The organism is Mycobacterium sp. B14F4, assembly GCF_039871645.1.
Classification (GTDB): domain Bacteria; phylum Actinomycetota; class Actinomycetes; order Mycobacteriales; family Mycobacteriaceae; genus Mycobacterium.
In genome coordinates this window covers 792413-811232 of sequence record NZ_JBDPMF010000002.1, presented here as the reverse complement: position 1 = coordinate 811232, position 18820 = coordinate 792413, and the positions used below count along the sequence as shown (strand labels likewise).

The window sequence follows — 18820 nt, the reverse complement described above, 5'->3', positions numbered from 1 at the left end:
TTCCGAACACTCCACGAAGGTATGGCGGTCGGAACGGGCCCGGTGTACCGAGACACGGTGGACCGCACCCGGTGATTAAGAGAAGGAAACAACAGGAAATGCCACAGGGAACTGTGAAGTGGTTCAACGCGGAGAAGGGCTTCGGCTTCATCGCCCCGGAGGACGGCTCCGCCGACGTTTTTGTCCACTACACGGAAATCCAGGGAAACGGCTTCCGCACCCTGGAAGAGAACCAGAAGGTTGAGTTCGAGGTCGGCCAGAGCCCCAAGGGGCCGCAGGCCACGGGTGTCCGGACCATCTAGCTAGACCCCGATCCACACGGAGCACCCCGCGCATATCCACTACGGAGCGGCGCGGGGTGTTCGCTTTTTGTCGGCGCGGTGCGGCCCGCCGGGGGCGTCAGTTGCCTGCCGCTGGCTTACTGTCGTTTCGTGAGCCAGCTGTCGTTCTTCTCGGCAGAGTCGGTGCCGCCCGCGGTCGCCGATCTCACCGGGCTGCTCGCCGCGCCGGGACAGGTCGTGCTGGTGGGCGGCCCGGGAGACCAGGGGGCGCGGCTGTCGGTGGTCGTCGACGCGATGTGGCGGGCCGAGGGACTGGCCGAGATGATCGTCGAGGCTGGTCTGCGGCCGGAGATCGCGCGCACCGACGAGAACACGCCGCTGGTGCGCACCGCGGTCGATCCCCGGCTGGTGCCGATCGCCCGTAGCTGGACCCGTGGTGCGGTCAAGACCGTGCCGCCGCAATGGCTGCCCGGCCCGCGGGAGTTGCGGGCCTGGACGCTGGCGGCGGGAACGCCGGAGGCGGACCGGTACCTGCTCGGGCTTGATCCGCACGCGCCCGACACACATTCGCCGCTGGCGTCGGCGATGATGCGGGTGGGAATCGCCCCGACGTTGATCGGTACCCGCGGCTCGCGTCCGGCGCTGCGGATCAGTGGCCGACGACGGCTATCGCGCCTGGTAGAGAATGTGGGGGAACCGCCAGGCCGGGTGGAGGCGTTCCACCAGTGGCCGCGCGTCTGAGGGCTGCGAACAGGGGGGCCGGTTTGCGTCGGCTCGCGCAGAATGCGAAATTGTCAGATGCCTCTCGTGTGGGCGGGCCGTCCCAGCGCGGTTTCCGGCGCTGTGGGCAGCTGAGGAAGTGGAGCGTACTAACAGGTGGCTGGCGATGAGCCGCTCGCGCGAAGAGCGGATAGCGGAGCGGACCGCGGCAGCGGGCGCAACGGTAATGTCCGGCGGCTCGTCATTGTCGAGTCGCCCACCAAGGCGCGCAAAATCGCCGGTTACCTGGGCTCCAATTACATCGTCGAGTCCTCGCGCGGTCACATCCGCGACCTGCCGCGCGCCGCTGCCGACGTGCCCGCGAAGTACAAATCGGAGCCGTGGGCGCGCCTCGGCGTGAACGTCGACGCCGACTTCGAGCCGCTCTACATCATCAGCCCGGACAAGAAGAGCACGGTCGCCGACCTCAAGGACAAGCTCAAGAACGTCGACGAGCTCTATCTGGCCACCGACGGTGACCGTGAGGGCGAGGCCATCGCCTGGCACCTGCTCGAGACGCTCAAGCCGCGCATCCCGGTCAAGCGGATGGTGTTCCACGAGATCACCGAGCCGGCCATCCGGGCCGCCGCCGAGGACCCCCGCGATCTCGACAACGATCTCGTCGACGCCCAAGAGACCCGCCGCATCCTGGACCGGCTGTACGGCTACGAGGTCAGCCCGGTGCTGTGGAAGAAGGTCGCACCGAAGTTGTCCGCAGGGCGGGTGCAGTCGGTCGCCACGCGCATCATCGTGCAGCGCGAGCGGGAGCGGATGGCGTTCCGCAGCGCGGGCTACTGGGACGTCACCGCCGAGCTGGATGCCAGCGTCTCCGACCCGCAGGCGTCGCCGCCGACGTTCACGGCCAAGCTGAACTCCGTCGACGGTCGCCGGGTGGCCACCGGGCGCGACTTCGACTCGCTGGGCGGGCTGAAGAAGCCCGACGAGGTGCTGGTGCTCGACGAGCCCGCGGCGGGCGCACTGGCGACGGGGCTGCGCGGAGCGCAGTTGGCGGTGTCGTCGGTCGAGCAGAAGCCGTATACGCGCCGTCCGTATGCGCCGTTCATGACGTCGACGCTGCAGCAGGAGGCGGGCCGCAAGCTGCGGTTCTCCTCGGAGCGCACGATGAACATCGCGCAGCGGCTCTACGAGAACGGCTACATCACCTATATGCGTACCGACTCGACCACGCTGTCGCAGTCGGCCATCAACGCCGCGCGCAATCAGGCGCGTCAGCTTTACGGCGAGGAGTACTTGCACCCGTCGCCGCGCCAGTACACCCGCAAGGTCAAGAACGCCCAGGAGGCCCACGAGGCGATCCGTCCTGCGGGTGACGTGTTCTCCACGCCGGGTCAGCTGCACAGCCAACTCGACACCGACGAGTTCCGGCTATACGAGCTGATCTGGCAGCGCACCGTGGCTTCGCAGATGGCCGATGCGCGGGGCACGACGCTGTCGCTGCGCATCAGTGGAGCGTCGTCGGACGGCCAGCAGGTGGTCTTCTCCGCCAGCGGCCGCACCATCACGTTCCCCGGCTTCCTGAAGGCCTACGTCGAGAGCATCGACGAGCAGGCCGGCGGTGAGGCCGACGACGCCGAGAGCCGGCTGCCGAACCTGACCCAGGGGCAGCGCGTCGACGCCAAGCAGCTCACCGCCGACGGCCACAACACGACGCCGCCCGCCCGCTACACCGAGGCGTCGTTGATCAAGGCGCTCGAGGACCTCGGCATCGGCAGGCCGTCGACGTACTCGTCGATCATCAAGACCATCCAGGATCGCGGCTACGTCCACAAGAAGGGCAGTGCGCTGGTGCCGTCGTGGGTGGCGTTCGCCGTGACCGGCCTTCTGGAACAGCACTTCTCGCGGCTGGTCGATTACGGGTTCACCGCCGCGATGGAAGACGAGCTCGACGAGATCGCCGCCGGTCATGAGCGAAGGACCAACTGGCTCAACAACTTCTACTTCGGTGGCGAGCACGGCGTCGAGGACTCGATCGCCCGCTCGGGCGGGCTCAAGAAGCTGGTTGGCGTCAACCTCGAAGGCATCGACGCGCGATCGGTCAACTCCATCAAGCTCTTCGACGATGACCAGGGTCGCGCGGTCTACGTGCGGGTCGGCAAGAACGGGCCGTATCTGGAGCGGATGGTCACCGGCGACGACGGCGAGCCGACACCGCAGCGGGCCAACCTGAAGGACGAGCTGACCCCCGACGAGTTGACCTTGGAGCTGGCCGAAAAGCTCTTCGCCACACCGCAAGAGGGCCGATCGCTGGGTGTCGACCCGCAGACCGGCCACGAGATCGTCGCCAAGGACGGCCGCTACGGCCCATACGTCACCGAGGTGCTTCCCGAACCGCCGGACGAGGGTGACGCCGGAAGCGGTGCCAAGAAGGGCAAGAAGCCGACGGGTCCCAAGCCGCGCACGGGTTCGCTGCTGCGCTCGATGGACCTGGAGACGGTGACGCTCGAGGACGCGTTGCGGCTGTTGTCGTTGCCGCGCGTCGTCGGCGTCGACCCGAACACAGGCGAGGAGATCACCGCGCAGAACGGTCGCTACGGCCCATACCTCAAGCGCGGCACGGATTCTCGATCGCTGGCGACCGAAGAGCAGATGTTCGACATCACGCTCGAGGAAGCCCTGAAGATCTACTCCGAGCCCAAACGCCGTGGGCGGCAGGGCGCGGCGGCGCCACCGCTGCGCGAGCTCGGCAACGACCCGGCCTCCGGCAAGCCGATGGTGATCAAGGACGGCCGGTTCGGTCCGTACGTCACCGACGGCGAGACGAACGCGAGCCTGCGCAAGGGTGACGACGTGCTGTCGATCACCGACGAGCGTGCCTCCGAGCTGCTGGCCGACCGCCGCGCGCGGGGTCCGGTCAAGCGGACCAAGAAGGCCGGAGCCGCGAAGTCGGCGACATCGAAAACAGCCAAGAAGAGCCCGGCGAAGAAGACCGCGAAGAAGGCGGCCAAGAAGAGCTAGGTGGGCTACCGCCTGGCGTCGCTGGAAACCTCGTCGCTCCTGGCCGCGTGATCCGGCGTCAGGAGGTTCACGGGGCGGGCCAGCTGAGTCGGCGCGGTGCGGCCGCGCAGGTTGACGATCTCGCCGACGTCCCAGCACAACGCCTCGGCGTCGAGCGCGCCGCTGACCGCGATGGCCGACGCGAGCACGTGTCCTTCCTCCAGCTTGGCGAGCTCCGTGAGCCGCGCCGCCTCGTTGACGGGGTCGCCGATCACGGTGTACTCGAAGCGCGCCTGCGCGCCGATGTGACCCGCGATCGCGCGGCCTGCGGACACCCCGATGCCGAACTCGGTCTGGCCGAGCACCTCGATCAGCTCGTCGTGCAGTTCGCGGGAGGCGGCCAGCGCCGCGCCGCAGGCATCGGGGTGCTCGATGGGCGCGCCGAAGATGGCCAGCGCCGCGTCGCCCTGGAACTTGTTGACGAAGCCGCCGTGGCGGTTGACGGTGTCGACGACGACGCGGAAGAAGTCGTTGAGCAGGTTGACCACCTCGCTCGCCGGGATGGTGGCTGCCAGCTGCGTCGACCCGACGAGGTCGACGAACAGCACCGCGACGTCGCGTTCCTGCCCGCCCAGTTCGGTGCCCCGCTCCAGCGCGCGGCGGGCGACGTCTTCGCCGACGTAGCGGCCGAACAGGTCGCGCAGCCGCTGCCGCTCGGCCAGGTCGCGCACCATGTCGTTGAAGCCCGCCTGCAGCAGGCCGAGCTCGCTGGCGTCGTAGATCTGCATGTGGGCGTTGTAGTTGCCGCGTTGCACCTCGCCGAGGGCCCAGCGCAGCTGGCGCAGCGGGTCGGCGATCGACATCGCCACCAGCACGGTGCCGGCCAGCCCCACCAGCAGGGCGATGATGGCCAGCAGCAGGATCGGCGTGGTGAGTCGGTCGGCGGGCGCGGTGAGCACCTCGAATTTGCTGGCGACCAGCGCCAGCACGATGGTCAGGATCGGAACCCCGGTGGAGAGCACCCAGGTCATCACCTGACGCAGGATCACGCCCGGGGCGTGGAAATTCTCCGGGACACCGCCGCGCAACGCGGCCACGGCGACCGGGCGTAGCACCCGCTCGGACTGCAGGTAGCCGATGATCGCCGTCGCCGTGGCGCCCAGGCCGGTCGCGACGGCGACCACGGGCGCCGACTTACTGGCGACCGGCCAGCTCGCCACGATGAACACCACCGAGCCGAGCAGCCAGTTGCCCACGCTGATCAGCGAGCGGTAGTACGGCATCCGCAACGCCCGGGTGCGGGCCACCTCGGTGGCGGCGGGGTCGCGGTCGGCCAGCAGCATCTCGCGGCGCTGCCAGCGCATGACCGGGATCAGCAGCCTCAGGCTCACATACGACGCGACCGTGAACGAGACGAACAGGAAGCCGAGGAAGACCGCCAGGTTGAAGGCGGGCAGGTCCTGCAGCTGGATGCGGTCCTCGGGCGGCAGACCGAAGCGCAGGAAGCCCAGGACGATCAGCGCGCCGATGATGTCGGCCTGCAGGATCCCCAGCATGAACACCGGCCACGGAGTGCGCGCCACCCATCGGACGAATGCACCGATTCGCCCGAAGGGGATCGCCTCCGTGGTCATGGGTTCAACCGTATCGGCACATCCTGACCTGAATGGCCGCTGTGGGACAGCCGTGTCGGTTCGCAGCATTACTGTTATCTGCGATGGGCGGCGTTTTCACGCGTCTCGTGGGCCAACAGGCTGTGGAGACCGAACTGGTGGCTGCGGCGCGCGCCGCGCGCGGTGACGCGGCTCACAGTGCCGAGGCGTTCGGGACCATGACACACGCCTGGTTGATCACGGGCCCGCCGGGATCGGGGCGCTCGGTGGCGGCGCTGTGCTTCGCGGCCGCGCTGCAGTGCACATCCGACGGCGTTCCGGGGTGCGGTGAGTGCCGGGCCTGCGCGACGACGATGGCCGGGACGCACGCCGACGTGCGCCGGATCGTCCCCGAGGGACTCTCGATCGGCGTCGACGAGATGCGGGGCATCGTCCAGATCGCGTCGCGGCGGCCGGGCACCGGGCGGTGGCAGATCGTGCTGATCGAGGACGCCGACCGGTTGACCGAGGGGGCGGCCAACGCGCTGCTCAAAGTGGTCGAGGAACCGCCGCCGTCGACGGTGTTCCTGCTGTGCGCGCCGTCGGTGGATCCCGAGGACATCGCGATCACGCTGCGCTCGCGATGCAGGCATGTGGCGCTGGTGACCCCGCCGGTCGAGGCGATCGCGCAGGTGCTCATGGACGGCGACGGGCTGTCCGAGGAGGACGCGCGGTGGGCGGCGTCGGTGAGCGGCGGCCACGTCGGCCGCGCCCGGCGGCTGGCCACCGACGACGAGGCGCGCGAGCGCCGGAAGCGGGCGCTGATGCTGGCGCGGGACGCCGCGACGCCGTCTCGGGCCTTCGCCGCGGCCGAGGAATTGGTCACGACGGCCGAGGCCGAGGCGTTGGCGCTGACGGTCGACCGCAACGAGGCAGAGACCGAGGAGTTGCGCACCGCGCTCGGCGCGGGCGGCACGGGCAAGGGTACGGCGGGCACGATGCGCGGGGCGGCTGGTGCACTCAATGCGCTTGAGCGACGGCAGAAGTCGCGCAGGACGAGGGCGTCGCGGGATGCGCTCGACCGGGCGTTGATCGACCTGGCGACCTACTTCCGCGACGCGCTGCTGGTGTCGTCGGGAGCGGCGGGCGTGCAGCCCAACCATCCGGACATGGCCGACAAGGTTGCGGCGATGGCGGCGCATGCGCCACCGGACAAGCTGCTGCGCTGCATCGAGGCCGTGCTGGCGTGCCGCGAGGCGCTGGCGGTCAACGTGAAGCCGAAGTTCGCCGTCGACGCGATGGTGGCCACCATCGGGCAGGCACTGCGCGACTGAGTTGGGTCGGCGGTCGGGCCTGCCGTAGACTCGTCCCGCCCGGTACGGCACCTGTGAGTGCTTATCCCGGGCGCCGGCCACCTTAGCTCAGTCGGCAGAGCGATTCACTCGTAATGAATAGGTCGGGGGTTCGATTCCCCCAGGTGGCTCCATTCGATCAGGTCGGTGCGACGAATCCGACCGGCCCGGAGGCGATGCACACCGACAGCGCCGCGGTGTTCGCCCGGACGTCGATCGCATCTCCGGCTCCCGGCAATCGCACGAACACCCGGTTCAGCCCCGGCCGTACCGGCACCTTCACCTCGCTGCCCTCCGACAACGACATCGTCATCGAGCCGTCGCTGTTGGCGAGGTAGTTGATCTCCGCGGTCCAGTCGGCGGGCAGCAGCGGCCCGTCCAACGGCATCCGCACCGGCGCGTCCGGCTGCACCAGGTAGCCGCACTGCGGCGCGGGACCCTGCGCGATGCTGCGCACCCAGGTGACCTTCGCGTCCACCACCCGCCCGGAGCTGTCGAGCATGCGCAACTCCGTTGTCGCCGAGGCGAACTCAGGCCGATCGCGCAGCAGCGCGAACATGTGGCTGGCCTGGTTCTCCGGTCCGACCACCCGCTGCAGCACCATCGGGTCGACCTCCTGGTCGAGCATCGGCGCACCTGAGGTTCGCGCCGCCGCGGCCAACCCCGTCCGGGCGTTCTGCAGATACGGCTGCGCGGGGTTGTCACGCCAACTCTCGCGAAATGTCATCGTCGAGTACAGGCTGGCGGCCACCACCGCCACCAGCACCGCAGTCACCGCGACCGTGCGCCGTCGTGACGCGTCCAGCCACGTGACACCCTCGCGGTTCGGCGCGCACAACCCGACCGCCGCCAGCAACGCCAGCACCACCACGAGATCCGGTAGATACCGCAGCGTCTGCGCCAACTCCAGCGCCGTGAACTGTGACGACCGCATCAGGTAGATCGGGATCTGGCACGCCACCGCATAGCCCAGCGCCGCCACCCAGACCGCGCCGATCCTGCGTTTGCGCGCGACGGTGATCGCCACCACCGCGGCGAGTGCGACCCACCCCAGCACCATCACCGTCACCGGCGGGGTACCCCACGGTGACGCCGGCGCCCAGCGCTGCCAATCCCACGGCCCCCCAACCAGGCCGGGCACGATTCCGTGCGTCACCGACCGCGACAGCAGATCCCAGGTCATCGCCAGGTCGAGGCTCCAGCGTTTTTGGTCCACGACGACCAGATACACCACGATCCACAACGCCGTCACCGCCAGCGACGGCACCCAAAGCCGAATCCCACGACGCCACACCGCCCTGACGGACCCGCTTTCGGTCACGTGGGCCAGCAGTGCCACGACGGTGAACGCGACGAACGGGATGACGGCCGCCTTCTCGAAGAACAACAACCCGCCGATGTACGCGAGCAGGCCGGTGACCGCGTAGCGCTGATTGCCGGTGCGCTGCAACGACACGGCGTCAGCGCACACCCACGCCATGGCCGCCAGCATCGGCAGCGAGTTCAGCGCCGCCGCCCACCACGCGAAGCCGGGCACGGCCAACGGCGTGAACAACGCGAACGTCAACGGCACCAGCAAGACCGGCCGCCAGCCGAGGATCACATGCAGTGCCCGCAGCAACGCCAGCGACGCCAACAACTGCAGCACGATCAGGCTGAGCGCGGGCCAGATCCACTCGAGCGGCGCCAGTCGGGTGACCGCGCCCGCGACCAGGAACGCCCCCGGCATCACATGGCCGTCGTGGTCGTCGAACATGTACCCCGGCGCCAGCAGGCTCTGCGTGCCCGCGCGGCCGATGAGGATCAGATCGTCCCAATAGAAGTAGCCACCGAACGCCAGCACCGCCCGGACGGCCGACTGCACGAGGATCAGCGCGACAGCGGTGCAGGCGACACGGTTGGTCACCAAGGTTTTACCGCGGATACGCGTCTCCTGCGTGTTGGCGAGCGACCCACGCCGATCGCACCATGTCCTGCAGCGAATGGCGCATCTGCCAGTCGAGATCCCGCGCCGCCAGGTCACCGGACGCGACGATGCGGGCGGGGTCTCCGGCCCGGCGCGGGGAAATCGTCGGCTCGAAGTCCACACCGGTGACGTCGCGGATTGCCGACATGATCTCGCGCACCGATGTCCCGCCCCCGCTGCCGAGGTTGTAGACGGGCTCGATCGGCTCGCTGGCATCCATCCGCGCCGCGGCGGCGACGTGCGCGAGCGCCAGGTCGGAGACGTGCACGTAGTCGCGCACGCAGGTGCCGTCCGGGGTGGGGTAGTCGTCGCCGTTGATCCTCGGCGTCTCGCCGCGGTAGAGCATGTCGAACACCAGCGGGAACAGGTTGTGCGGGCTGACGTCGAAGAGTTCCGGCGAACCCGAGCCGACGACGTTGAAGTAGCGCAGGCTGGTGTGCCGCAGGCCCGAGGCGCGCCCCACGTCGCGCAGGACCCACTCGCCCACCAATTTGCTTGACCCGTAAGGTGATTCGGGCGCGGTGGCGGTCTGCTCGGTGACGACGTCGACGTCGGGAGAGCCGTAGGTGGCCGCGCTCGACGAGAACACCAGCTTGTCGGCGCCGGCCGTGTCCATCGCCTTGAGCAGCGTGACCATCGCCGACACGTTCTGCTCGTAGGTGTGCAGCGGCCGTTGCACCGAGACCCCTGCGTACTTGAACCCCGCGATGTGGATCACGCCCGAGACGTGGTGGTCGCGCAGCGCGCCTGCGACGAGTCCTCCGTCGAGCAGGCTGCCGCGCACCAGCGGGACGCTCGCGGGCACGAACTGTTCGAGGCCGGTCGAGAGGTCGTCGATCACCACCACGGGCATGTCGGCGTCCACCAGCGCACGCACCACATGGGAGCCGATGTAGCCGGCGCCACCGGTCACCAGCCAAGTCATCCGATCACTCCTCACCATTAACGACGGCTCCCGGCAGAGTATTCGGCCCGCCGTGTGAGCGCCGCCAGGTGGACCGCGATTCCGACCACCGGCCCGCACAGTAGCGCGATGACCGTTCGGGTCTGAAGATCGAGCGGCAGCAGCAACAGCAGCGCCGACGCGACCGTAGCCGACACCCAGCCCAGCGAGTAGGCGCGGTGCAGTGCCGCCGCTACCGCGGCCGCGCCGGTCAGCGTCAGCAGTGCAATCGCGATCGCCGCACCGGTCAGCCAGGCCAGCAGTGCGCCGTCGGCGCGATACTCGGTTCCGAATCCGCTGCGCAGTAGCCATGGTCCGACCGCCCACGCGGCCAGCACCCCGACGAGCCCGACCCCGGTGACGACCGCGGCCGGTGTGACGAGCGACCGCAGTCGCTCGGTGCGCTGGTCGACGAAGTGCGCGATCAGATTCCCCTGCATCGCGGTCAACGGCACCAGCAGCGGCGCCCGGGTCAGCGTCACCGCCAGGATCACCACGCCACCCTCGGCGCCCAAGTCGCCCGACGTCGCCTTGAGCAGGACGGGAAAACCCATCACCAGGACCGCACTGGCGCCCGCGGCCGCGATCGAGTGCGACGCACCCCGCAGAAACGTGGCCGTGCCGCCCGGTGTCAGCATCCTGGCCGCCTCGCGCGCCGCCGGTGAGGCGAGCAGCATGACCAACCAGGCCACTGCACCGGCCACCGTGGCCCACAGATAGCCGACCAGTCCCCAGCCGATCAGGAACGTCGCGACCGCCACGATGACGCGAAGGACCGCGTCGGTCACCATGAGCGATCCGTACGCCGTCCACTGGTTCAGCCCGGCCAGCACCCCCAGCAGCGTGGTGTGCAGGCAGAAGCCGGCGAGCCCCACGGCCAGCAGCGTGACCGACAGCACCCGGGATTCGACGAACACGTGTCCGGACCACAACGGCGCAGTCAGCGCGATCACCGCGGCCGCCACCACGCCGATGCCCGCGGCCACCCGCATCGGATGGGTGCGCGGTCCCTGCACCACCTCGACGTAGCCGGTGGAGCGCACTTCCCGGGTGGCCTCCTGCAGCAGGCCGAACGCCGCACCGGTCACCAGCCCGAACGCGCCCCAGAACACGCCGAACACCGAGAAGCCCGCCGGTTCCAGGTCGCGCGCGGCCAGATAGAGGACCGCGTATCCGCACAATGCGGACAGGGCGGTCGCCGCGCCGACCCGCGCCACGCTGCCCCGGGTGATCGGACCCGTCGGCGTGCCCGCATCGGTCACGACGGCGGATCCAGCGCGGGCAACTCCGACGTGTACAGCCACGCATCCCACAGCGGCCGCAGCGATTCGTGCGCGTAATGCGAAGCCAGACCGGTGAAGTCGTCGGTGACCACCGTGCTGTGCCGATAGCGCGTGGTCCAATCCCGAAGCAGCGCAAAGAAGTTGTCTTCGCCGATCCGCCGGCGCAGCACGTGCAGGGTCAGTGCGCCCCGCTTGTAGACCCGGTCGTCGAACATGTCCTCGGGCCCGGGGTCGGCCAGAATCAGGTCCTGCGGCGAGTTCGCGAGGCGCTGGTGGTAGTGCCGCGCCCACTCGTCGGCGCTGCGCCCACCAGAGTGCTCCGACCACAGCCACTCGGCGTAGCAGGCGAACCCCTCGTGCAGCCAGATGTGCCGCCACCGTTTGGCGGTGACCGAGTTGCCGAACCACTGGTGGGCCAGTTCGTGGGCGATCAGGCGCTCGGCGGCCCCCTCGCCGTCGCAGTGGTTGGCGCCGAAGATCGAGATCCCCTGCGCCTCAAGGGGAATTTCCAGGTCGTCGTCGGTGACCACGACGGTGTAGCCCTCGGCGAGCGGGTACGGGCCGAACAGCTTGACGAACAGCTTCATCATCTGCGGCTGGTCGGCGAAGTCCCGGTCGAAGTTCTCGCGTAACCGCTCCGGCAGCGCCGCATGGATCGGCACACCGTTCTTGGCCAGGCGATGACGCCCGTATACGCCGATCTGCAGGGTGACCAGGTAGGTGGACGTGGGCTCGGGCAGCTCGTAGGTCCATGCCGTCATACCGGCCCGCGCATGTCGGGACACCAATTCGCCATTGGCGATCGCACGATACGGGCTCTCGGTGGCGATCCGGATGCGGAAGCTCGCCTTCGCGCTCGGGTGGTCGTCGCAGGGAAACCACGACTTGGCCCCGTTCGGCTGGCCCGCCACCAACGCGCCCTCGGTCAGCTCCTCGAAACCCACGTCGCCCCACAGCGTTTGGACGGGCCGCGGTGTACCGCCGTAGCGCACCACGATGGTCATGGCTGCGCCGGCGGGCAGCGCGTCGCGCAACGCGATGTGCAGCTTGCCCGCCGACGTTCGAAAAGCCTGTGGGCGAGCGTTGTTCACGCTCACCTTGGTCACCGACAAGGCGTCGGAGAGGTCGAGGGTGAAGGTGCGCAATGCGGCCAGCGTGACGGCGGTGATGGTCGCGGTTCCGCTCAGGCGATTGATGGCGACCTTGTACTCGAGGCCGAGTTCGTAGCGTGACACCCGGTAACCGAAGTTGCCGTCGGCGGGCAGGTACGGGTCGATGACCGGCGTCGACTTCTTCTTGCTTCTCGTCACGCGGCGGTTTCTTCGGGTGTCGACGGGGCGCCGCCGCCGCGCTTCTTGCGCAGCGCCAGCCAGGGCGCGATCGGGTTGCCCTGCCAGCGCGTCGACGCCGGGACTTCGTCACCCCGCATGACGAGCGACGCAGGCCCGACCGTCGCGCCCGCACCGATGCGTGCGGCCGGCAGAGCGACGCAGTGGGTGCCGAGCGTCGAACCCTCCTCCAGCACAACGGTGTCCATCCGCATGATGCGGTCGTGGAAGAGGTGCGTCTGCACGACACAGCCCCGGTTCACCGTGGCACCCCGCTCCAGTGTGACCAAGTCGGCCTCGGGCAGCCAGTACGTCTCGCACCAGACACCGCGGCCGATCGTGGCGCCCAGCGCGCGCAGCCACAGGTTCATCACCGGGGTACCCCCGGCGGCGCGGGCGAACCACGGCGCGGCGACGGTCTCGACGAACGTGTCGGAGACCTCGTTACGCCACACGAACGGCGACCACAGCGGGTGCTCGACTGCCCTGATCCGGCCGACGACAACCCATTTCGCGATGACCGCGATTGTGCCGGCGACAGCGCCTGCCACGAGCAGCACGACGCCGCTGGCCAGCGCCGCCCATCCCCAGCCGAAGGTGACCGCCAACCACTGCAGGTCCAACAGCACGGCGACACCGATCGCGAACGTCACGATCAACGGAACGATCCGGCACATCTCGACCAGACCGCGCAGCATCTTCAGCCGTGCCGACGGGTGGAAGGTGCGCAGCACGTCGGCCGCGGTGGGCTTGCGGCGCAACCGAACCGGCGGACTGCCCAGCCACGACGACCCCGCCTTCGCCTTGTGCGGGGCCGCCGAGAGCACCGCGACCAGTCCGTCGTCGGGCACCTTGCGGCCCGGTTGCGTGATGCCGGAATTGCCGAGGAAGGCCCGCTTGCCGATCGTCGCCTTCGCGACATGGATCCAGCCACCACCGAGTTCGTAGGAGGCCACCATGGTGTCGTCGGCCAGGAACGCGCCGTCCTCCACCACCGTGAACTTCGGCGTCAGCAGCGCCGTCGAAACCTCGGTTCCGCGGCCGACTCTGGCGCCCAGCAGGCGCAGCCACCACGGCGTCAGCAGGCTGGCGTAGATGGGGAACAGGTAGTTGCGCGCGGCGTCCATCAGCCGCTCGGTCGCCCAGATCTGCCAGCCGATCCGGCTGCGGACCGGGTGGTATCCCTCGCGCAGCCACAGCGACAGCAGACGCACCCCGACGACGGTCAGCACGGCGTAACAGGCGGTGGCCGCCAGCGTCGCCACCGGGGTCCACAGCGCGGCGGGCGCGATCGCGTCGGCCACCGTGTCGGCGTCGCGCACGGCCCAGCCGATCACGGCCAGGCCGACGCCCAGCGCCACCAACGGCAACCCGCCCAGCAGCACGGAGGTGACGCCGTAGATCGCGACCCACAGCGGGGCGCGGCGGGGCCGGTGGTCGGGCCACGGGTGCCGCGCCTTACCGGATTTGACCGCCGGTGAGCCCTTCCAGTACTGGCCGTTCTTCACCTTGCCGACCACCCCGGAACCGGGTGCCACATCGGCGTTCTTGCCGACGACCGCGCCGGGCAGCAGCGTCGTGCGCGCACCGATGGTGGCGTCGTTGCCGATGGTGATCGGGCCGACGTGGAAGTGGTCGCCGTCGATCCAGTGGCCGGACAGATCGACCTCCGGTTCCACCGAACTGCGGTGGCCGAGCTTGAGCATGCCCGTCACCGGTGGGGTGGAGTGCAGGTCGACACCCTTGCCGACCTGGTTGCCCAGCGCGCGGGCGTAGTACACCAACCACGGTGCGCCCGCGAGGTTTTCGGCGCCGCTGGCCTCGGCGAGCCGCTCGGCCAGCCACACCCGCAGGTGCACCGGGCCGCCACGCCGGTACGTACCGGGCTGCAGGTTGCCGAGCAGCATCCGTGCGCTCAACACCGCGATGCCCATCCGCCCCAGCGGCGTGACGAACAGCACGAACCCCACGACGACCACCCACCAGTCGACGCGCAGTGTCCACGGCAGGAATCCGGCGGCCAGATTGTTGACCAGCGCCAGCCAGACCACCCACTGCAGCCCGGTCAGCGTCGCCAACGGCACCGACAGGGCGAGTTGCACCGCCTGGGTGAGTCGCGGTGTCGGCTTGACCACCCGCGGCTGCACAGGTGGCGGCGCATCGAGTTCGTCGAGGAAACCGGCCAGCGACCCGAGGCGCGGATGGTCGTAGAGGTCGGCGACGGTTAGCTGCGGATAGCGCTGTCGAAGGGCGGCGACCAGCTGTGCCGCGGCCAGTGAGCCGCCGCCGAGTGCGAAGAAGTCGGCCTCGGGGCCGTCGATCGGGGCGGCGAGCGTCTCGCGCCAGAGCCCCGCAAGCCAGCCCATGGTGCCGGCGAGGTCCGCGCCCTCGTCTGGGTTCATGTCGCCGGCGTTCCCGTCGATCGGCCACGGCAGCGCGTCTCGGTCCACCTTGCCCGACGTTCGGGTCGGCAGTTCGTCGACCAGCACGAGCCGCGGCACCAGCGCGGCGGGCAGGGTCTCGGCCAGCCGGGCGCGCGCCTTGTCCAGGTCGAACGACGGGGCGCCGCCGGCAGGCGAAAGCGTGATGTAGCCGACCAGCAACGGCGTGCCGCTGGACGTGCGGCGCACGGCGGCCGCGCCACCGCTGACGCCGGGCAGGTGCACCAGCGCGGAGTCGACCTCGCCGAGTTCGATGCGGCGGCCGCCGACCTTGACCTGGTCGTCGGCGCGCCCGACGAAGTACAGGCCGTCGGCCTCCAAGCGCACCAGGTCACCGCTGCGGTAGGCGCGCGACCAGCCGAGGCGGGGCATCGGCGCGTACTTCTCGCCGTCCTTGTCCGGATCGAGGTAGCGGGCCAGCCCGACGCCGCCGATGACCAGCTCGCCGACGCCACCGAAGGACACCGGCTCACCCTTCTGGTCGACCACCGCCAGGTCCCAGCCGGCCAACGGAAGGCCGATGCTCACCGGCCCAGCGCCGGTCAGTCGGGCCGCGCACGCCACCACGGTCGCCTCGGTGGGACCGTAGGTGTTCCACACCTCGCGGCCGTCGACCGCCAGTCGATCGCCCAGTTCGGGCGGGCACGCCTCACCCCCGAAGATCAGCAGCCGCACGGCTTCGAGCGCCTCGGCCGGCCACAGCGCAGCCAACGTCGGCACCGTGGACACCACCGTGATGTCGCGGGCCACCAGCCACGGCCCCAGGTCCATGCCGCTGCGCACCAGCGAGCGCGGCGCGGGCACCAGGCAGGCGCCGTGCCGCCAGGCCAGCCACATCTCCTCGCACGAGGCGTCGAACGCCACCGACAGCCCGGCCAGCACCCGGTCGCCGGGTCCGATCGGGTTGTCTCGCAGAAACATCCGTGCCTCGGCATCGACGAACGCGGCTGCGTTGCGGTGGGTGACCGCCACGCCCTTAGGGGTGCCGGTCGACCCGGAGGTAAAGATGATCCAGGCGTCGTCGCGGCCCAGTGGCGCCGCGGCGCGCCACCCGCGCGACGAGCCCGGTCCGCGGGCGAGGCCCGCCTCGGTGATGATCCCCACGACGTTGGCCTCGCCGAAGACCAGGTCGGCGCGGTCCTGCGGGTCGTCGGCGTCGACGGGCACGTAGGCGGCGCCAGTGGCCAGCGTGGCGAGGATCGCCACGTACAGCGCGTAACTGCCCGACGGCATCCGGATGCCGATGCGGTCACCGCGGCCGATGCCGCGGGCGGCCAGCCATTCGACACTGTCCTCGATGTCGGTGATCAGCTCGGCATACGTCAGCTGGACGTCGCCGTCGTCGATCGCGGGCGCGTCCGGGTAGCGGTGCGCGGTGTCGTAGAGGATGTCGATGAGCGTGCGTGGTTCCGGCGCCGACGCCGACAGCAGGTACTGAGGCGGCACCTCGGGCAGGGAATCCTCAGACACGGCTCTAAAAGTACTCAGCGACGCGGGCGCGCCGCCTGCGCCGCACGCGGTAACAAGAGGTTTGACTCCCTCGATTTCGGTCAACCCCCGGTTCCTGGCAGAATCGAGCAGCGGAGGGGAGTATTCCTTCGCCGCGGTGTCGTCATCACGTCGGCCGTCATCGGACGACCGGTGCTGCGGGCCGACACGGGGCTTCGTGCGGTGGAAGAGACCTCCGGCGCTTTGACGACCGGAGGTTAAGTGAACGTTTCTCAACTCGAGTGGATCATCACGCTCACCGTGACGATCGGCATCCTGCTGTTCGACGTCGTCGTCATCGGTAGGCGACCGCACGAGCCGTCGAAACGTGAGACGGGCCTCGCGCTGACGTTCTACGTCGGTCTGGCCGTGGCCTTCGGCCTGTGGACCTGGTTCTTCCACGGCAGCCAGTACGGCTTGGAGTTCTTCGCCGGCTGGCTCACCGAGTACAGCCTGTCGGTGGACAACCTGTTCGTGTTCCTGATCATCATGGCCAGCTTCAACGTGCCCAGGAAGTACCAGCAACAGGCACTTCTGGTGGGCATCATCCTGGCGTTGATCTTCCGCGGCATCTTCATCGCGCTCGGCGCGGTGGCGATCAACCAGTTCTCCTGGGTGTTCTACATCTTCGCCGCGTTCCTCATCTACACCGCGATCAACCTGGCCCGGGACACCGACCACGAGGACGACGGCGACAACGTCGTGGTGCGGTTCGCCCGCAACCACCTGAGCATGACCGACAAGTGGGACGGCCTGAAGCTGTGGGTCAAGGACAACGGCAAGCGGCTGATGACGCCGATGTTCCTGGTCATCGTCGCGCTGGGCACCACCGACCTGATCTTCGCACTGGACTCGATCCCCGCGATCTACGGCCTCACCCAGGAGCCGTACCTGGTGTTCACGGCGAACGTGTTCGCGCTGATGGGGCTGCGCCAGCTCTACTTCCTGCTCGGTGACCTGCTCAAGCGGCTGGTCTACCTGTCGCAAGGGCTGGCGTTCATTCTGGCGTTCATCGGCGTGAAGCTGCTGCTGCATGCGCTGCACGAGAACGAGCTGCCGTTCATCAACGGCGGTGAGCATGTGCCGGTGCCGGAGATCCCGACGCTGCTGTCGCTGGGCGTGATCATCGTGACGCTGATCATCACGACCGTCGCCAGCCTCTACAAGACCCGCGTGAACGACGCGAAGAAGGCCGCGGATTCGGATTCACCGTTGGATTCGCACTGAGCGGAACCGTCGACGCAGGGGCCGACTTGCGGTCGGCGCGCGATCAGCCCAAAGCCTCGTAGATCAGCCTGGCGTACCGGTTGGTGCGCTCCGTGCCGGTGGTGCCCGGGCCCATCCGGTTCATCACGTAGGCGAAGGTGGCGCCTCGATCCGGGTCCATCGCGATCGCCGAGCCACCCCAGCCGCCCCACCAGCAGATCCTGCCCTCGGGGATCGCGGGAACGCTCTCCGGGCAGGGCAGCCCGAAGCCGATGCCGAACCGCAACGGGATCATGAGTACCTGATCGGGGCCGTTGGACTGCTCGGCGAAGATGAGGTCGATGGTGTCCGGACTCAACACCTGCACGCCGTTTGCATTGCCGCCCAACGAGATCGGCGAAAGGGCGCGCGCCAGTGCGCGCGCATTCCCATGTCCGTTGGCGCCCCCGATGTCGGCGCGGCGCCACGCGGTGGTCTCCGCTATCGACGCGACATCCTGGTCGGGCCGGATCGCGCCGAACGTCTTGAGCATCGGATGATCCTGCGGCAGTAGATCGAAAGGCAACTCCAGTGGCGGGGGCGGAACCAATTCGGCGATCCGGTCGTCGTCCTCGGGGCGCGCACCGATCTGGACGTCGGCGCCGAGGGGAATGGCGATCTCGTCGCGGACGAACTCCTTGAGTGACTTGTCGGTGACGCGACGGATCACCTCACCGATCAGGTGCCCGTAGTTCAGTGCGTGGTAGCCGGACGCCGTCCCGGGCGCCCACCACGGGGCCTGGCGAGCCAGGTGACTCGTCGAAACCTCCCAGTCGTACATGTCCTCGAGGCCGAACGGCATCTCCCATCCCGAAACCCCCGACGTGTGAGCCAGCAGATGTCGAATCTCGATGTCCTGCTTGCCGTTCGCCGCGAACTCGGGCCAGTACTCGGCGACCGGGGCGAACGGGTCGAGCAGTCCCCGGTCGATGGTCATCAACGCCGCCAGTGCGGTGAGGGTCTTGGTGCAGGACCAGAAATTCACGATGGTGTCTTCGCGCCACGGCACCGTCTTCGCGCGATCGGCGTGACCACCCCAGATGTCGACGACGAGGTCGCCGTCGATGTCGACCGCGATGGATGCGCCGAGTTCCTCGCCCTTGGTGATCTCGTCGGCTAGCGCGTCGGCGAGCGCGTCGAATCGGCTGTCCCACCGGCCTTCGATGACATCGTGCATCGGCTCATCA

General features: G+C 69.1%; 12 protein-coding genes and 1 tRNA gene. 6 read left to right on the top strand and 7 right to left on the bottom strand.

Annotated features, from left to right (window positions below):
* The first annotated feature begins 98 nt into the window (after positions 1–98).
* From ABGB19_RS09225 to topA, 3 genes are all read left to right on the top strand, one after another.
* Positions 99–302, top strand: coding sequence for a cold-shock protein (locus tag ABGB19_RS09225; protein WP_238949879.1), 204 nt, complete (start codon positions 99–101; stop codon positions 300–302).
* 129 nt (positions 303–431) lie between these two features.
* On the top strand, positions 432–1022 hold the full coding sequence (locus ABGB19_RS09220) for a hypothetical protein (protein WP_347685549.1): 591 nt from the start codon (positions 432–434) through the stop codon (positions 1020–1022).
* Positions 1023–1157: 135 nt separating this feature from the next.
* Positions 1158–4016, top strand: coding sequence for a type I DNA topoisomerase (gene topA / locus ABGB19_RS09215; RefSeq protein ID WP_347685548.1), 2859 nt, complete (start codon positions 1158–1160; stop codon positions 4014–4016).
* 5 nt (positions 4017–4021) lie between these two features.
* Here topA and ABGB19_RS09210 read toward each other — a convergent pair whose 3' ends face one another.
* Positions 4022–5629 (bottom strand): adenylate/guanylate cyclase domain-containing protein, encoded by a 1608-nt coding sequence (locus tag ABGB19_RS09210; protein WP_347685547.1) that lies wholly within the window; start codon positions 5627–5629, stop codon positions 4022–4024.
* Positions 5630–5712: 83 nt separating this feature from the next.
* Between ABGB19_RS09210 and ABGB19_RS09205 the strand changes: the two genes are divergently transcribed.
* Both ABGB19_RS09205 and ABGB19_RS09200 read left to right on the top strand, forming a co-directional pair.
* Positions 5713–6921 (top strand): DNA polymerase III subunit delta', encoded by a 1209-nt coding sequence (locus tag ABGB19_RS09205; RefSeq protein WP_347685546.1) that lies wholly within the window; start codon positions 5713–5715, stop codon positions 6919–6921.
* Between the two features lie 76 nt (positions 6922–6997).
* Positions 6998–7073: transfer RNA gene (locus ABGB19_RS09200), tRNA-Thr, on the top strand.
* 5 nt (positions 7074–7078) lie between these two features.
* Here ABGB19_RS09200 and ABGB19_RS09195 read toward each other — a convergent pair.
* From ABGB19_RS09195 to ABGB19_RS09175, 5 genes are read right to left on the bottom strand one after another with little or no spacing between them, the layout of a single operon-like run.
* Positions 7079–8845, bottom strand: a complete 1767-nt coding sequence (locus ABGB19_RS09195; protein WP_347685545.1) for a hypothetical protein — start codon at positions 8843–8845, stop codon at positions 7079–7081.
* Between the two features lie 7 nt (positions 8846–8852).
* Positions 8853–9830, bottom strand: coding sequence for a UDP-glucose 4-epimerase GalE (gene galE, locus ABGB19_RS09190; protein WP_347685544.1), 978 nt, complete (start codon positions 9828–9830; stop codon positions 8853–8855).
* Positions 9831–9847: 17 nt separating this feature from the next.
* On the bottom strand, positions 9848–11110 hold the full coding sequence (locus ABGB19_RS09185; protein ID WP_347685543.1) for a hypothetical protein: 1263 nt from the start codon (positions 11108–11110) through the stop codon (positions 9848–9850).
* Entirely contained in the window at positions 11107–12441 is a 1335-nt protein-coding gene (locus ABGB19_RS09180; protein WP_347685542.1) for a M1 family metallopeptidase, read from the bottom strand. Before ABGB19_RS09180 ends, ABGB19_RS09185 begins: the two co-directional genes overlap by 4 nt.
* The gene (locus ABGB19_RS09175) at positions 12438–16370 is read right to left on the bottom strand and encodes a Pls/PosA family non-ribosomal peptide synthetase (RefSeq protein ID WP_347685541.1); all 3933 of its coding nucleotides are present in this window, start codon (positions 16368–16370) and stop codon (positions 12438–12440) included. Before ABGB19_RS09175 ends, ABGB19_RS09180 begins: the two co-directional genes overlap by 4 nt.
* Positions 16371–16610: 240 nt before the next feature.
* On the opposite strand from ABGB19_RS09175, the gene ABGB19_RS09170 reads away from it, so the two are divergent.
* Entirely contained in the window at positions 16611–17615 is a 1005-nt protein-coding gene (locus tag ABGB19_RS09170) for a TerC family protein (protein WP_347685540.1), read from the top strand.
* Positions 17616–17658: 43 nt separating this feature from the next.
* Here ABGB19_RS09170 and ABGB19_RS09165 read toward each other — a convergent pair whose 3' ends face one another.
* A complete protein-coding gene (locus ABGB19_RS09165) occupies positions 17659–18810 on the bottom strand; it encodes a serine hydrolase domain-containing protein (RefSeq protein WP_347685539.1) in 1152 nt (383 codons plus the stop codon).
* Between the last annotated feature and the right edge of the window lie 10 nt (positions 18811–18820).

Coding starts and splice junctions, on each gene's coding strand:
- ABGB19_RS09225 (WP_238949879.1), top strand. CDS start 99: ATGCCACAGGGAACTGTGAAGTGGTTCAACGCGGAGAAGGGCTTCGGC.
- ABGB19_RS09210 (WP_347685547.1), bottom strand. CDS start 5,629: ATGACCACGGAGGCGATCCCCTTCGGGCGAATCGGTGCATTCGTCCGA.
- ABGB19_RS09205 (WP_347685546.1), top strand. CDS start 5,713: ATGGGCGGCGTTTTCACGCGTCTCGTGGGCCAACAGGCTGTGGAGACC.
- galE (WP_347685544.1), bottom strand. CDS start 9,830: ATGACTTGGCTGGTGACCGGTGGCGCCGGCTACATCGGCTCCCATGTG.
- ABGB19_RS09165 (WP_347685539.1), bottom strand. CDS start 18,810: ATGCACGATGTCATCGAAGGCCGGTGGGACAGCCGATTCGACGCGCTC.